This is a genomic window from Corynebacterium yudongzhengii, assembly GCF_003065405.1.
GTDB lineage: Bacteria > Actinomycetota > Actinomycetes > Mycobacteriales > Mycobacteriaceae > Corynebacterium > Corynebacterium yudongzhengii.
This window is the reverse complement of record NZ_CP026947.1, coordinates 2047945-2063283: the sequence shown is the minus strand read 5'-3', so window position 1 is coordinate 2063283 and position 15339 is coordinate 2047945. Positions and strand designations below refer to the sequence as shown.

Annotated in this window: 14 protein-coding genes, 2 tRNA genes and 1 pseudogene; 12 read left to right on the top strand and 5 right to left on the bottom strand. The window is 64.3% G+C overall.

Features of this window, described 5'->3' with window-relative positions; genetic code table 11:
* Positions 1-11 precede the first annotated feature (11 nt).
* Complete coding sequence (locus C3B44_RS09600; protein WP_199222383.1) at positions 12-1433, bottom strand: alanine/glycine:cation symporter family protein; 1422 nt, start codon at positions 1431-1433, stop codon at positions 12-14.
* Between the two features lie 208 nt (positions 1434-1641).
* On the opposite strand from C3B44_RS09600, the gene pgm reads away from it, so the two are divergent.
* The 5 genes from pgm to C3B44_RS09575 all read left to right on the top strand — a co-directional run bounded on the left by pgm (position 1642) and on the right by C3B44_RS09575 (position 5114).
* Positions 1642-3300: a phosphoglucomutase (alpha-D-glucose-1,6-bisphosphate-dependent) gene (pgm, locus tag C3B44_RS09595; RefSeq protein ID WP_108432175.1), complete on the top strand. Its 1659-nt coding sequence runs from the start codon at positions 1642-1644 to the stop codon at positions 3298-3300.
* A 146-nt stretch (positions 3301-3446) separates the two neighbouring features.
* Positions 3447-3920, top strand: coding sequence for a MauE/DoxX family redox-associated membrane protein (locus tag C3B44_RS09590; RefSeq protein WP_328588276.1), 474 nt, complete (start codon positions 3447-3449; stop codon positions 3918-3920).
* 133 nt (positions 3921-4053) lie between these two features.
* Complete coding sequence (locus C3B44_RS09585; protein ID WP_108432174.1) at positions 4054-4785, top strand: DsbA family protein; 732 nt, start codon at positions 4054-4056, stop codon at positions 4783-4785.
* Between the two features lie 134 nt (positions 4786-4919).
* Positions 4920-4992 (top strand) — tRNA-Ala (locus tag C3B44_RS09580).
* A 49-nt stretch (positions 4993-5041) separates the two neighbouring features.
* A tRNA-Ala gene (locus C3B44_RS09575) sits at positions 5042-5114 on the top strand.
* Positions 5115-5166: 52 nt separating this feature from the next.
* Here the strand turns inward: C3B44_RS09575 and C3B44_RS09570 are convergent.
* Together C3B44_RS09570 and C3B44_RS11995 are read right to left on the bottom strand one after the other, a co-directional pair.
* On the bottom strand, positions 5167-5763 hold the full coding sequence (locus C3B44_RS09570; protein ID WP_235840364.1) for a DMT family transporter: 597 nt from the start codon (positions 5761-5763) through the stop codon (positions 5167-5169).
* Positions 5748-6041, bottom strand: coding sequence for a hypothetical protein (locus tag C3B44_RS11995; protein WP_235840365.1), 294 nt, complete (start codon positions 6039-6041; stop codon positions 5748-5750). Before C3B44_RS11995 ends, C3B44_RS09570 begins: the two co-directional genes overlap by 16 nt.
* A 54-nt stretch (positions 6042-6095) precedes the next feature.
* Here C3B44_RS11995 and C3B44_RS09565 point away from each other — a divergent pair, with 54 nt between their 5' ends.
* Positions 6096-6860 (top strand): fructosamine kinase family protein, encoded by a 765-nt coding sequence (locus C3B44_RS09565; protein WP_108432173.1) that lies wholly within the window; start codon positions 6096-6098, stop codon positions 6858-6860.
* On the opposite strand, the gene nadE is transcribed toward C3B44_RS09565, so the two are convergent.
* Positions 6857-7693, bottom strand: a complete 837-nt coding sequence (gene nadE / locus C3B44_RS09560; protein WP_108432172.1) for an ammonia-dependent NAD(+) synthetase — start codon at positions 7691-7693, stop codon at positions 6857-6859. The genes C3B44_RS09565 and nadE overlap by 4 nt on opposite strands.
* 35 nt (positions 7694-7728) lie before the next feature.
* Here nadE and C3B44_RS09555 point away from each other — a divergent pair, with 35 nt between their 5' ends.
* From C3B44_RS09555 to nrdE, 5 genes are all read left to right on the top strand, one after another.
* A complete protein-coding gene (locus tag C3B44_RS09555; RefSeq protein WP_108432171.1) occupies positions 7729-9084 on the top strand; it encodes a sugar porter family MFS transporter in 1356 nt (451 codons plus the stop codon).
* 132 nt (positions 9085-9216) lie between these two features.
* Positions 9217-9339, top strand: coding sequence for a type B 50S ribosomal protein L36 (gene ykgO, locus C3B44_RS09550; RefSeq protein ID WP_005511141.1), 123 nt, complete (start codon positions 9217-9219; stop codon positions 9337-9339).
* 863 nt (positions 9340-10202) lie between these two features.
* A complete protein-coding gene (nrdH, locus tag C3B44_RS09545; RefSeq protein WP_108432170.1) occupies positions 10203-10436 on the top strand; it encodes a glutaredoxin-like protein NrdH in 234 nt (77 codons plus the stop codon).
* Positions 10437-10577: 141 nt separating this feature from the next.
* Entirely contained in the window at positions 10578-11015 is a 438-nt protein-coding gene (gene nrdI, locus C3B44_RS09540) for a class Ib ribonucleoside-diphosphate reductase assembly flavoprotein NrdI (RefSeq protein WP_108432169.1), read from the top strand.
* Positions 11016-11077: 62 nt separating this feature from the next.
* The gene (gene nrdE / locus C3B44_RS09535; protein ID WP_108432168.1) at positions 11078-13243 is read left to right on the top strand and encodes a class 1b ribonucleoside-diphosphate reductase subunit alpha; all 2166 of its coding nucleotides are present in this window, start codon (positions 11078-11080) and stop codon (positions 13241-13243) included.
* On the opposite strand, the pseudogene C3B44_RS09530 reads toward nrdE, so the two are convergent.
* Positions 13240-13995 (bottom strand): annotated as a pseudogene (locus C3B44_RS09530) (FadR/GntR family transcriptional regulator). The gene nrdE and the pseudogene C3B44_RS09530 overlap by 4 nt on opposite strands.
* A gap of 245 nt (positions 13996-14240) precedes the next feature.
* Here C3B44_RS09530 and nrdF point away from each other — a divergent pair.
* Positions 14241-15242 (top strand): class 1b ribonucleoside-diphosphate reductase subunit beta, encoded by a 1002-nt coding sequence (gene nrdF / locus C3B44_RS09525; protein ID WP_235840366.1) that lies wholly within the window; start codon positions 14241-14243, stop codon positions 15240-15242.
* Positions 15243-15339 lie beyond the last annotated feature (97 nt).

Sequence of the window (15339 nt, the reverse complement as noted above, 5' to 3'; positions counted from 1 at the left end):
GTCAGCACATATTAGCGCCAGTCCATCTGTTGCTGACGGATGAACTCCTGGACGGATGCCTTCGGCTTGTCCAGCTTGGGATCGAACTGCAGGTACTGCTTGGTCTCGCGGGCCACGAGGCCGGAGAGAATGAGCAGACCGATGAGGTTCGGCAGGGCCATAAGGCCGTTGGCCAGATCGGAGAAGGTCCAGGCCAACTGGATTTCCGAGACCGACCCGATGAAGACGACGACGGTGAAGACCATGCGGTAGGGGATCGAGGCCCACTCGCCGACGAGCGAGATGAGCGAGCGCTCGCCGTAGTAGGACCAGCCGATGATCGTCGAGAAGGCGAAGAAGATGAGCGAGACCGAGACGATCGTGGAGCCCCAGTCGCCCGGCAGCGCCTCAGCGAAGCCGGCGCCAGTCATGGTGGCGGCGGTGTCCTCGCCCTGCTGCCAGACACCCGAGGTGACGATAACCAGGCCGGTGATGGTGACGACGATCAAGGTGTCGATGAAGGTCTGGGTCATAGACACCAGCGCCTGGCGGGCCGGGTGGGAGGTCTTCGCGGCAGCCGCGGCGATGGCGGCGGAGCCCATGCCGGACTCGTTGGAGAAGATACCGCGGGCGACACCGTAGCGAACCACCATCATGATGGTGGCGCCGAGGAAGCCGCCGGCCGCGGAGCTGCCGGTGAACGCATCGGTGAAGACCATCGCCAGCGCGGCTGGGATCTGATCGGCCATGAGCGCGAGCACGATGATGCCGGTGCCGATGTAGATCACCACCATCATGGGCACGAACGCCGAGGTGATCCGGCCGATCGCCTGGATGCCGCCCAGCAGGACGGCGCCGACGCCGATGAACATGATCACGCCAGTGGCCACCGGATCGAGGCCGAAGGTATCCTCCACGCCTGCAGCGACGGAATTGGCCTGCGTCATGTTGCCGATGCCGAAGCTGGCGAAGGTAGCGAACAGGGCGAAGAGGAACGCCAGCACCTTGCCGGTCCCGCCTGGGATGCCGCGGCGGAGATAAATCTGCGGACCGCCGAGCTGGCGCCCGCTGGAGTCAGTAACGCGGAAACGCACGCCCAGGTACGCCTCGGTGTACTTCGAGGCCATGCCGACGAGGCCGGTCACCCAGATCCAGAACAGCGCGCCCGGACCGCCGACGGCGATCGCCGTGGCCACGCCGACGATGTTGCCGGTACCGACCGTCGCCGCCAGCGCGGTGGTCAGTGCCTGGTAGTTCGAAATATCGCCTGGGGACTCGTCTTCGTCGCTATCCACGAAGGCGTGGCGCAGCGAGCGCCCGAGGGCACGAAACTGCAGGCCTCCGAGGCGGATGGTCAGATACAGGCCGGTGCCCAACAGCAGGGGGATAAGGATAAACGGTCCCCAGACCACACCAGAGATGTCGCCGAGGACCGACGTCAGGTTGTCGATCATGAAGAAAATGTAGCGCGGAACACAGTGAGGGGCAGCGGGTGTGCAGAAAAACCACGAAATCGGCCATTAGGTGCGACGTATAGAGCCCCGTAACGGGGGTGGCGAACCCGTGCACAAACCGCCTGCGGGGCCGACAATGGAGGCGAGGTGTCGTCGATAAGCGACGGCACACCGGTCGGACGTACCCGTAGAAGGAGAACCGCAAGTCATGGCACACGAGCGCGCCGGGCAGCCCGCCCAGCAGGAAGACCTCATCGACATCGCCGAAGTCGTCTCCGCGTACTACACCCGTGAGATCGACCCTTCGGATATCAACCAGCAGGTCAGCTTCGGTACCTCCGGGCACCGCGGTTCTTCGCTGGACAACGCGTTCAACGAGGACCACATCCTCGCCGTCACGCAGGCGATCGTCGACTACCGCCGCGACAACGGCATCGGCGGGCCCATCTTCGTCGGCCGTGACACCCACGCCTTATCCGAGCCGGCGATGATCTCCGCGCTCGAGGTGCTCATCGCCAACGGCATCGAGGTGCTTGTCGACGCCGCCGGCCGCTACACCCCGACGCCCGCGATTTCGCACGCCATCCTCACCCACAATGCCCGGCTCGCCGGCGGGGTGACCGGTAAGGATTCGGCGCGTGCCGACGGCATCGTCATCACCCCCTCGCACAACCCGCCGCGCGACGGCGGCTTCAAGTACAACCCACCGTCGGGAGGCCCTGCCGACGCTGGCGCCACCGATCTCATCGCCGAGCGGGCCAACGACTACCTGCGCGCCGGGCTCGAGGGTGTGCAGCGCACGCCGGTCAGCGGCGTGCGCGACAAGCGGGCGCAGTCCTATGACTTCCTTAACGCTTATGTCGACGACCTGCCGAGCGTGATCAACCTCGAGGCGATCCGGAACTCGAAGATCTCCATCGGCGCGGACCCGATGGGCGGTGCAGCCGTCGATTACTGGGGTGCCATCGCGGAGACCCATGGGCTCAACCTGGAGGTTGTGAACCCGGCGGTAGACGCCACCTGGCGTTTCATGACGCTCGATACCGACGGCAAGATCCGCATGGACTGCTCCTCGCCGAACGCCATGGCCAGCCTCATCGGCAACCGGGAGAAGTTCGACTTGGCCCACGGCAACGACGCCGACGCCGACCGCCACGGCATCGTCACTCCCGATCACGGGCTGATGAACCCGAACCACTACCTCGCCGTGGCCATCGACTACCTCTTCTCTCATCGCGACCAGTGGGGCGGCGACATGGCCGTCGGCAAGACGCTGGTCTCGTCGTCGATGATCGACCGCGTCGTCGACTCGCTGGGACGCAAGCTCGTCGAGGTGCCGGTCGGCTTCAAATGGTTCGTGCCCGGGCTTATCGACGGCAGCATCGGCTTCGGCGGCGAGGAATCCGCCGGCGCCTCCTTCCTGCGGCACGACGGCACCGTGTGGTCCACCGACAAGGACGGCATCATCCTCGACCTGCTCGCCGCGGAGATCACCGCGGTGACGCAGAAGACGCCGTCGCAACGCTACGCGGAGCTCGCCGAACAGTTCGGCGCCCCGGCGTACGCGCGTACCGACGCCGAGGCCTCCCGCGAACAGAAGGCCATCCTGAAGAAGCTCTCCCCGGACCAAGTCAGTGCCACCGAACTCGCCGGCGAGCCGATCACCGCGAAGCTCACCGACGCGCCGGGCAACTCCGCGCCCATCGGCGGGCTGAAGGTCACCACCGAGTCCGCGTGGTTCGCCGCCCGGCCGTCGGGAACGGAGGATAAGTACAAGATCTACGCCGAGAGCTTCCAAGGCGAGGACCACTTAGCCCGCGTGCAGGAGGAAGCCCAAGCGTTGGTGAGCGAGGTCTTGGGGGATTAGCGCCTCGGCTAACTTTGCCTCTCGCCCCACGGAGTGGGGAGGCTGGCAAGCGTGGGCTGGGCACAAGGCTTATATCAGGTAGTGTCCAGCCAATTCGAGACTATTTTTCCACCTTATGTGCGTTAGCTGCGCTAAAGTAATCTTTTGTGGCAATTACTGAGACTTCGCGCGCCACTGGCCGGTCGAACGTCACTATAGCGCTCGATATTGTCAGCTTCGTTGCGCGCTTTTATATGGCGTTCATCTGGATCGCGGCGGGCCTAAGCAAGGTCGGGCAGACCATGACTGTCTCCCAGACCATTGCGGCCTACGAGATCTTCACCCCGGAGTTTTCCTACCTGCTGGCGCAGCTCATCGGCCCCCTCGAGATCGGCGGCGGCTTATTGCTGCTGTTCGGTGTCTTCTTGCGTCAGTCCGCGGCAGTTAGCCTCGGTGTTCTCGTGCTGTTCATCCTGGGCCTCAGTTGGGCCTGGGCGAACGGTCTGGAGATCAGCTGCGGCTGCTTCGGTGGGGAAGATGCCACCAACATTCCGGTGACTATCGTGCGCGACATCGGTTATGTCGCTTTGTCGGTATGGGCCATCTGGCGCCCGTACCGCCGCTTCGCCGTGCACCCCTAGACTGTGGCACGTCACCTATCGCCCGGGTGGGTGCACGGCCTTCGGGGTCAAGCTGTTAGATTGATCCCGGAACATATCCTTCTTTCGAATGACCCTTACTGAACCAACGTACGAACGGATAAGGTGAACAACGATGAGCAGCAGCAAGTCGCGTTCCGTTTCTGATCCCACTTCAAAGGGATCCTCCAGCTTCCTCTGGGTGATCGTGGCGGTGCTCGCTGTCGCAGCCGTCGTCATCGGTCTGGTGGTCTGGCAATCCCAGGGCCAGGCGGCCTCCGAGCTCGCGGAGCGAGAAAACACGGAGGTGAGCGCCGAGATGAACTACGAGGGAAACACGATCACCCTCGCGGCCCCGGACGCTAATGACCCGGAGCAGGTCGATCTGTTCGAGGACTTCTCCTGTGGCTACTGTGCCCAGCTGGCTCAGAACACTGACCAGCAGATGCTCGAGGAGATCGAAAACGGCAACCTGGCTGTGACCATCCACCCCATGAACTTCATGGACAACGGTAACGAGGGCCACTCCACCTCCGCTGCCGCCGCGACCCTGGCGCTCGCCGACAAGGGAGAGACCGAGGCCTACTGGAACCTGCGCGAGATCCTCTTCGAAGACCAGCAGGACATCTTCAACCAGTGGGATGACGATGACTTCGCGAACGCCGCCGAGGCCGTCGGCGCCTCCAGCGAGGCTGTCGACGCCATCCGCGACGGCGAGTACAAGGACCGGGCCAACGAGGTCGGCAAGTCCAACGCCGAGACGATGCAGGACGCCGTCGGCGAGGTGTCCACCCCGCGCGTCATGCAGGACGGCGAGGACGTTTCGGTCACCGACATCAACTCCTGGATCGACGAGGTGCTCGCCTAAAACCTCCCCAGCCTATGGAGCCGCCCACGGCGACTGACCGCGCAACACCAGCGGATTTGGCTGCCGTCGGCGGCTCCGAGTATATTGACATGAGTTGCGATGACCTCCGGTTATCGCCCGGCACCACGGTGCACGGGGCTATGGCGCAGCTGGTAGCGCACCACACTGGCAGTGTGGGGGTCACGGGTTCGAATCCCGTTAGCTCCACTCCGATCCGCAGCAAAGCGATCGGTACAACCGAATAACACCTTCTTGAGGGGCTATGGCGCAGCTGGTAGCGCACCACACTGGCAGTGTGGGGGTCACGGGTTCGAATCCCGTTAGCTCCACTGATAATGATGGAAACCTTGCCTGGGCCTAGCGCCGGGCAAGGTTTTTTCTTTAGCGCCGCCGCGCCGGCGAGGGGAGCTGGCCGGCGGCCAGGGCTGTCAGCGCCGTCAGGAATCCCACCATCTGCACGAGAGTCAGTGCTTCGCCCGCGATGATCGCCCCGAGCACCGCCGCGGTCAGCGGGGAGAGCAAGCCGAGCAGCGCGGTTGGGGTGACCGGAAGCTGGCGGATGCCGGCGAACCAGACCGTGTAGGCGGCGAGCGTGCCGACGACGCCGAGCCACACATAACCGGCCACTGCCGGGGCGTCGATGCCGGGTGGGATGCCGTCGATAAGCAACGCGGGGACAAGGAGCATCATCCCAGCCCCGGTGAGCTGCCACCCCGCCAGCCCGAGGGCGCTGGCGTAATCCGGCCGGCCCCACTTCTTGGTCAACACCACGCCGGCGCCCATCGACACCGCCCCGGCGAGACCGGCGAGGACCCCGAGCGGATTCAGCGCGGCGGCGGGGCCGAGCACCACCATCCCGATGCCGGCCAGGCCGACGAGGCCCCAGAACAGCCGCCACGTGGAGAGCCTTTCGCGGAGGAATGCCACCGCGAGGAACGCGACGATGACGGGGTGCATGGAGTTCAGCGTGGCCGCCACCCCGCCGGGCAGCAGCTGAGCCGAGATAAACAGCAGGGGGAAAACGCGCCCATATTCAGCGCCCCGAGCACCAGGGACTTCCACCACCAGCTGCCGCGCGGGAGTTGCCGGGCGAGGGCGATCGCCAGGAGGCCAGCCGGCAGCGTGCGCAGCAGCGCAGAGAACAACGAATGGCCCGGCGGAAGCAGGTGAGTGGTGACGATATACGTCGTCCCCCACGCCACCGGGGCGAGGGCGGTCGCGGCGATCCAGCCGACACGTGCGTTAGGGCTCGTCATGGGTTCTAGACATACACGCCTTTGCGGGCTCTCACGCTGTTAATCTGGGCGCCCATGGCGCATCAAAGCAGTGAGACTCTGACGAAAAGAACCGCCGGCCCGGAGGACGCCGGTGCCGAAGCCGCCGGTCTGCGCTGGCTGCGTGAGGGCAGCGACATTGTCGTCGACGTCATCGACGCCGGCGAGGACTACCTGACCATCGAGAAGATCCCCTCTGCGCGGCCCACCGCGGACGCCGCGCGTACCGCCGGCCGCGAGCTCGCCCGCATCCACGACACCGGTGCGGACGCCTTCGGCGCCCCGCCGCCGGGCTGGGGTGGGCGAAACTACATCGGTCGCCAGGAACAGGAGTGCACCCCGGACAGCGACTGGGCGCGCTTCTATATCAACCAGCGCGTTCTGCCCTTTGCGGAGAAGGCCGTGCGCGTCGGTCACCTCGATGCTTCCGGTCTAGCCGAGGTGGAAAAAGCCTGCGAGGCGCTGCGCGACGCCGGCATCACCGCCACCCCGGCCCGCATCCACGGCGACCTCTGGGCCGGCAACCTCCTCTTCGGCCCCGAAGGCCCCGCGCTGATCGATCCCGCCGCCCACGGCGGCCACCGCGAAACCGACCTGGCGATGCTCGCCCTCTTCGGCGCCCCGCACCTAGAGGCCATCCGCGAAGGCTACGAGGAGGTCCATCCCCTGCCGCAGGGGTGGCTCGAGCACACCTCGCTGCACCAACTGCATCCGCTCGCGGTCCACGCGGCAAGCCACGGGCCCTCCTATGGGCACGCGCTGATCGACGCCGCCCGCGACACCCTGCGCACTCTGACCTAGCGCCACCACGTATCGCGCGGCGTCGCCGGCAGGTGACGCTTGTGCGCGCCGCGGGCCCACAGCTTCTCGATCTGTATGCGATCAGCCGCCTCTACCTCGCGGCCCTCGAGGTAGTCGTCGATGGCTGGGTAGCTGACGCCGAGGGCCTCTTCGTCGGGAAGCGCGGGGCGCTCATCTTCCAGATCGGCGGTGGGGACCTTCTCCCACGTCGCCGCCGGCGCCCCGAGGTGCTTCAGCAGCGCCGCGCCTTGGCGCTTGTTCAGCCCGGCCAGCGGCACGAGGTCGGCGGCGCCGTCGCCATGCTTGGTGAAAAACCCGGTGACGTTTTCCGCCGCGTGATCCGTGCCGATCACCAGCAGCCCCCGCTCGCCGGCCAGCGCGTATTGCGCGATCATGCGCATGCGCGCCTTGACGTTGCCGTTGTTGAAATCGCCGAGCTTCTCGACGCCCGCCGCCTTAGCCACCGACCCCGCCAGCGCGGCGGTCGCCGGGGCGATGTCGACGACCGTGCGCTCGTCCGGGGCGATGAAATCGAGGGCCATCTGCGCGTCCTTTTCATCCGCCTGCACCCCGTGGGGGAGCCGGACGGCGAGGAAGGTGGCGTCGGCACCCGCGGCCCGCCGCTTCTCGACGGCCAACTGCGCCAGCCGCCCCGCCAGCGTCGAATCCTGCCCGCCTGAGATGCCGAGGACGAACCCGCGCGCCCCCGTCGCGGCGAGGTAGGAGCACAAGAAATCGACCCTTTCGGCGACCTCTCGCTCTGGATCGATCAAGTCCCGCACTCCCAGGGCATTGATAATCTCTTCCTGCTGCGTTTTCGCATGATCCGGCATGCTTTTCACCCTAGCCTGGGGCAAGATGGCAAGCCATGACAACTGCAGACACACAGGCGCGTCGATACGTGCGCCTCGTCTCCTGGACCGCGGCCCTCGGGGGTCTGCTGTTCGGTTATGACACCGGCGTGATCTCCGGGGCGCTGTTGTTCATCGCGCCCGAATTCGACATGTCGCCCGCCCAAGAAGGCTGGGTGACCTCAATGCTGCTCGTCGGCGCCGCGATCGGCGCGCTCACGGGCGGGCGGGTTGCCGACGGCCTCGGCCGCCGCGGCACCCTCATGATCGGCGGCGTCATCTTCGTCATCGGCTCGCTGTGGTGCGCGTTTTCCTCCTCGGTCGGCTCGCTCGGGGCGGCGCGCACGCTGCTCGGACTGGCTGTCGGTGCCGTCTCGATCGTGGTGCCGATGTTCATCGCGGAGAAAGTACCCGCCGACGTGCGCGGCAAGATGGTCTCGCTGAACACGCTGATGATTGTGATCGGCCAGCTGGTGGCCTTCTTGGTCAACTCCGCGCTCGCCCACACCGCGAACTGGGAGCTCATGCTCGGATTCGCCGCGGTGCCGGGGCTGATCCTGACCGTCGGCATGCTCTTCCTCGCGGACACCCCGGTCTGGTACGCGCGCCGCGGACGCCACCAGCAGGCCTGCCTCGTCGCGCAACGCGCCGGCATAGGTGCCGACGAGCTCGCCCAGCTCGTCGGCGAATCCACGAGCTCCGGCGCGGGGCGCGGGGAGTGGCGGACCTTCCGCAAGCACCGCTGGATGCAGATGACGGTGCTCGTCGCTGTCGTGATCGGCGTGATCCAGCAGATCACCGGCGTCAACGCCATCGTGTACTTCGCCCCGACGCTCATGAACCAGGTCGGGTTGTCGGTGACAAATGCGGTCTACACCTCGATCGTGATCGGCACGGTCAGCGTCATCGCCTGCTGGGTGGGCCTGCAGATCATCGACCGCGTGGGCCGCCGCCGGCTTCTGCTGTGGGGGCTCGGCATCAACGTCCTCTCCCTGGCGGTTCTGGCGGTGGTCTACGGCCGCGCAGTGGAAGCGCCGGCCCTAGCGCTCGTCGCCCTCGGGCTGATGGCCGTGTTCATCGCCTCCCAGCAGGCGGCGGTCTCGCCGACGACGTGGCTGCTGATCTCCGAGATCGTGCCGCTGCAGGTTCGCGGCCTCGGCATGGGGGTCGCGGGACTGGCGCTGTGGGCGGCGAACTGGGCGGTGGCGCAGTTCTTCCTACCGCTGGTCGAGGCCGTCTCCGCGAGCGCGACCTTCGTGATGTTTGCCGTCCTTGGCATCGCAGCCTTCGGCTTCGTGCGCGCGTTCATCCCGGAAACCAAAGGCAGAGGCCTCGACGAGGTCGGCGAAGAGTTCCGCGCCCGCTTCAGCTAGCTTGGCGGGTGGTTTGGTCTCTTCGTTGTGAGAGGCTAAGATATTTCGACGTGTCATAGCTGGCGCAGGCATCTCCGTGCACGCGCCGGCTTAGTAAATACCAGTACAGCCCAACAAGGAAAGGAGCGCCCGATGAAGGTTCGCAAGTCGCTTCGGTCGCTGAAGAACAAGCCGGGCGCCCAGGTTGTCCGTCGCCGCGGCAAGGTCTACGTGATCAACAAGAAGGAGCCGCGCTTCAAGGCTCGCCAGGGCTAAGCCCGCTCGGAAGGGCCACTCGCCGTTAAGGCGGGTGGCTCTTTTCGTTTTTGGGGTCGTTTGGCTGTGGGGTGGAAGCTGGGGCGCAGGGGGCTGATGGCGGGGCGTGGGGACGGATTGCGGGTGAAGGGTAAGCTGCGGTGTCGCTTTTCGGCGCCCGGTCGAAAGGAGTCGGTCCGAAAGGAGTCGCGCGCGGTCGAAACGAGCACTCCTTTAGGGGTCATTCCTTTCGACCAGCGTTAGCGCGGCATGGTCAGGCAAAGCACCTTAGATCATGAGAGCTTGCGGAAGGGGCTAATGCGACGCGTGGGGCTGGCGTGCCCGAGCAAAGCGGCATAACCCCCTGCCGACCGGCGGAACCCCCGTGTTGCGCTATCGCTGGTCGAAATCACCCTGACAGAAAGGAGTCCCGCGCGGTCGAAACGAGTACTCCTTTAGGGGTGGCTGCTTTCGATCAGCGTTAGCGCCTCATGCGGAGGCGGATGACCACCCCTAGTCTCGGATCGCTCTGTCAGCTAACTCTCGGTGACCTCAAGATAACAATTTGATAACGGCAGAAAGTGCGAGCTGCGGATAATCCCACGGGTGTAAGTCGCGGGACGTAAGGCGCTGGCCGCCGCGAGGCAACATGTGGGGCTCGACCCTGCAGCCACCTGGAATTTCACGGATGTAACTACTATATGTAGTGCGTGTTGCGGGTTTAGGGTACAAAGTATAGTGTCTTTTGGTGTCGCCCCCGAGAGGGGAGGACAGGAACAAAGATCATAATCAGCTCCGTCGGTCGCGGCCCTGGGACGACGTCAGGACCACTACGACGAGTCACCGCAGAGATGCTCCCTACACCGAAGCGAGGACTTTCACCCATGGCCATCACCGTCTACACCAAGCCCGCCTGCGTCCAGTGCAACGCCACCACGAAGGCTCTCGACCGCGCCGGACTCGATTACGATCTCGTCGATGTCTCCGTCGATGACGAGGCCCGTGACTACATCATGGCGCTCGGCTACCTGCAGGCTCCCGTCGTCGAGGTTGGCGGCGAGCACTGGTCCGGCTTCCGCCCGGACCGCATCCGCGGCCTCGCCGCGCAGGTCGCTTAAACCCTCGGGTCGCAGCCGCCGCCCCGGGGAGTAGGGGAGGCGGCGAAGCACGCCAGTGTGCCGGCCCACGCAAGAAGATTCCACCGCCTCGATTCGATTCCTCGGGGCGGTTTAGCTTATGAGAAGGGACGTGAGTCGATCATGCTGATCGTGTACTTCTCCTCGGTCACGGAGAACACGCGACGGTTTGTCGACAAACTGCAACTGCCCAGCGCGCGCATCCCGCTGCGGCCCACTGACCCGCCGCTGCGCGTCGACGAGCCCTATGTGCTGGTGTGCCCGACCTACGGGGGCGGGGTGTCGATAAGCGGCCAAAACAGCCGGCCAGTGCCGCCGCAGGTCATCAGATTCCTCAACGACGAGCACAACCGCAGCTTCATCCGCGCGGTGATCTCCAGCGGGAACGCCAACTTCGGCGCCGATTTCGGCAAGGCGGGAGACATCATCTCCCGAAAGTGTGGCGTGCCTTATGTCTACCGCTTCGAGATCATGGGTAACGACGAAGACGTGCGCGTCGTGCGCGAAGGGCTGAAAACCCACGCCGTGCGTCTCGGCCTAGCCGAACCCGCCGCCGGTTAAAGAGAAAACACCTGTCCACCGAAAAACTTCATCCACCTTCCGCCCACCCCAGAAAGGTCGACGTGACTTCCACCACCACTGTGCTCGGAGCCTCCGGATCGGATAAGCCGGTCAACGACGAACTCGATTACCACGCGCTCAACGCGCTGCTCAACCTCTACGACGAGAACGGCAAGATCCAGTTCGACAAGGACCGGGAAGCCGCCAACCAGTTCTTCTTGCAGCACGTCAACCAGAACACCGTCTACTTCCACGATCTGGAAGAAAAGCTGCGCTACCTCATCGAGAACAAGTACTACGAGCCGGAGGTGCTCGATAAGTACGACTTCGACTTCGTCAAGAGCCTCTACAAGCGCGCCTATGCCTTCAAGTTCCGCTTCCCGAGCTTCTTGGGCGCCTACAAGTACTACACGTCGTACACCCTGAAGACCTTCGATGGAAAGCGCTACCTCGAGCGTTTCGAGGACCGCGTCGCCATGACCGCGCTCTTCCTCGGTGACGGCAACACCGCCGTCGCCGAAGACCTCGTGGACGAGATCATGGGCGGTCGCTTCCAGCCCGCCACCCCGACCTTCCTCAACGCCGGCAAGGCCCAGCGCGGCGAGCTCGTCTCCTGCTTCCTGCTGCGCATCGAGGACAACATGGAATCCATCGGCCGTGCCATCAACTCCGCGTTGCAGCTGTCCAAGCGCGGCGGCGGCGTCGCCCTGCTGCTCAGCAACATCCGTGAAGCCGGCGCGCCGATCAAGCACATCGAGAACCAGTCCTCGGGCGTCATCCCCGTGATGAAACTGCTGGAGGACTCCTTCTCCTACGCCAACCAGCTCGGAGCCCGCCAGGGCGCCGGCGCGGTCTACCTCAACGCCCACCACCCGGACATCATGCGTTTCTTGGACACCAAGCGGGAGAACGCGGATGAGAAGATCCGCATCAAGACCCTCTCGCTCGGCGTGGTCATCCCGGACATCACCTTTGAGCTGGCCAAGAAGAACGACGACATGTACCTCTTCTCGCCCTACGACGTCGAGCGCGTCTACGGCAAGCCCTTCGGTGATATCTCGGTGACCGAGCACTACTGGGACATGGTCGAAAACGACCACATCCGCAAGGCGAAGATCAACGCCCGCGACTTCTTCCAGACCCTCGCCGAGATCCAGTTCGAATCCGGCTACCCGTACATCATGTTCGAGGACACGGTCAACCGCGCAAACCCCATCGAGGGCCGCGTGAACATGTCCAACCTGTGCTCGGAGATCCTGCAGGTCAACAACGCCTCGGTGCTTAACGACGACCTCACCTACGACACCATCGGCCACGACATCTCCTGCAACCTCGGCTCACTGAACATCGCCAAGACGATGGATTCCCCCGACTTCGACAAGACCGTCGAGACGGCCGTGCGCGCGCTGACCTCCGTCTCCGATCAGACCTCCATCGACTCGGTGCCGTCCATCCGCGAAGGCAACGACTCCTCGCATGCCATCGGCCTCGGCCAGATGAACCTCCATGGCTACCTCGGCCGCGAGCGCATCCACTATGGCTCCGAGGAAGGCTTGGACTTCACCAACGCCTACTTCGCGTCGGTGATGTACGCCGCCATCAAGGCCTCTAACAAGATCGCCCGCGAGCGCGGCGAGGCCTTCGGCACCTTCGCCACCTCGGACTACGCCGACGGCTCCTTCTTCGACCGCTACGATCCGGCGGAGTTCGCCCCTAAGACCGAGCGGGTTAAGGGACTGTTCGCAAACTCCTCGATCTACACCCCGAGCGCCGAGGACTGGGCGCAGCTCAAGGCCGACGTCATGGAGCACGGCATCTACAACGCCTACCTCCAGGCGGTGCCGCCGACCGGTTCGATCTCCTACATCAACAACTCGACCTCGTCGATCCACCCCATCGCCTCCAAGATTGAGATCCGCAAGGAAGGCAAGATCGGCCGCGTCTACTACCCGGCGCCGCACATGGATAACGACAACCTCGAGTACTTCGATGATTCCTACGAGATCGGCTATGAAAAGGTCATCGACACTTATGCCGTCGCCACGCGCTACGTCGATCAGGGCCTGTCGCTGACGCTGTTCTTCAAGGACACCGTCACCACCCGCGACATCAACCGCGCCCAGATCTACGCTTGGACCAAGGGCATCAAGACGCTGTATTACATCCGTCTGCGCCAGATGGCACTCGCCGGCACCGAGGTCGAAGGCTGCGTCTCCTGCATGCTCTAGGAGGAGATGATGGGCCCGGCTAGGGCGTCGCGCACCTCCGCGAGCAGATCGCGCGAGGCCTGCTCCGCGGCCATCGGCTCCTGCTGCGCCACGGCGCGCGCGAGCTCCTCGTGCGCATCGAGCGCGGCCGGGGTGGGTACCTCCGGCTGGAGGCCGAACTCCGTGCGGCCATAGAGCGCTTACTCCGTGCGGCCATAGAGCGCTTTAAGTAGCGACGGGGCCAATGCGCGGAACATCTCATTGCCGGAGGCCTCGAGCAACAGGGTGTGGAAGCGGATGTCTGCCTGCAAAAAGTCACTGCTGGCGCCCTGGGTGCCCTCACCGAGCGCCCGGATGACGGAGGCGAGGGCGACCAGCTCCTCGCGTTGCGCCTCCGTGGCGTTCATGGCGGCCCGGAAGGCGGCGACCGGCTCGACGGCGATGCGCATCTCCGTCAGCGAGCGCAGCTGGCGCGGGCGCTCTCGATCGTCTTGGAGGCGCCAGGTGATTACCGTCGGATCGAAAACTGACCACGACTCCGAACTGCGCACGGTAATGCCGACGCGCCGGGAGGAGGAGACCAAGCCCAGCTGCTCTAAGGCGCGCATGGCCTCGCGGGAGACAGTGCGGGAGATGTCGAAGCGCTCGCCGAGATCCTGCAAGGTGAAGATGTGGCCCTCCGGCAGCTGGCCGGAGATGATCTCTCGTCCGAGCTCGTCGAGAACGCTGGCGAGCAAAGGAGTGGCGGAAGATGCCGGGTTGTCTGTGGCCATGGCACCGCAGTCCTTTCGGTCTCTGGTGGGCCGTGACCGGCTCCACCGGTCGGGAGAGGAACGCAAACTTATAAAACTATCATACGATCCCACTGAATAAGACTTGTGATCTTAGGCCCATTTGAGGGTGAATGGGGTCACCTTGCGGCGCTGTCGGTGTGCTCCGCAGCGCCGTATCTATAACTGCATATCTCGACTACCATCACTTAGGAATCACAACGTTGAAAGAGACAGGGGAAGAATCTTTGTTCGCACCTGAAGGCCACGATTACGACGCCTACCTCGCCTCCCACGACAAACCCGTCAAAGCGATCAACTGGAACGAGATTCCCGATGACAAGGATCTCGAAGTCTGGGACCGCCTGACCGGAAACTTCTGGCTGCCGGAGAAGGTGCCGGTCTCTAACGACATCCCGACGTGGAACAAGCTCACCGGCAAAGAGCAGGAAACCACCATGCGGGTGTTCACCGGCCTGACGCTTCTGGACACCATCCAGGGAACCGTCGGCGCAGTCTCGCTGCTGCCGGACGCCAAGACCCTCCACGAGGAGGCCGTCTACACCAACATTGCGTTCATGGAGTCGGTGCATGCCAAGAGCTACTCCAACATCTTCATGACGCTGGCGAACACCCCACAGATCAACGACGCGTTCCGGTGGTCTGAGGAAAACGAGAACCTCCAGCGCAAGGCCAAGATCATCCTGTCCTACTACGACGGCGACGATCCGCTGAAGCGCAAGGTGGCCTCCGTGCTGCTGGAGTCCTTCCTCTTCTACTCCGGCTTCTACCTGCCGATGTATTTCTCTTCGCACGCGAAGCTCACCAACACCGCCGACATTATCCGCCTGATCATTCGCGACGAGTCCGTGCACGGCTACTACATCGGCTACAAGTACCAGGTCGGCCTGCGCGAGCAGACCCCGGAGCGTCAGGAGGAGCTCAAGGCCTACACCTTCGACCTGCTCTTCGAGCTCTACGACAACGAGATCCAGTACACCGAGGATCTCTACGACGAGCTCGGCTGGACCGAAGACGTCAAGCGCTTTTTGCGCTACAACGCCAACAAGGCCCTCAACAACTTGGGCTACGAAGGCCTGTTCCCGGCCGATGACACGAAGGTCTCGCCGGCGATCCTGTCGTCGCTGAGCCCGAACGCCGATGAGAACCACGACTTCTTCTCCGGCTCTGGTTCGTCGTACGTCATCGGCCGGGCCGAGGAGACCACCGACGAGGACTGGGCGTTTTAAACTGGGCCTCTCAACCTTTCGGACGACTCCGAAACCGGGGGTGGCGGCGGAAGCGACTGTGGAGTACGTCACGGCCGGCGCCCCTTTCCCTGCGGTC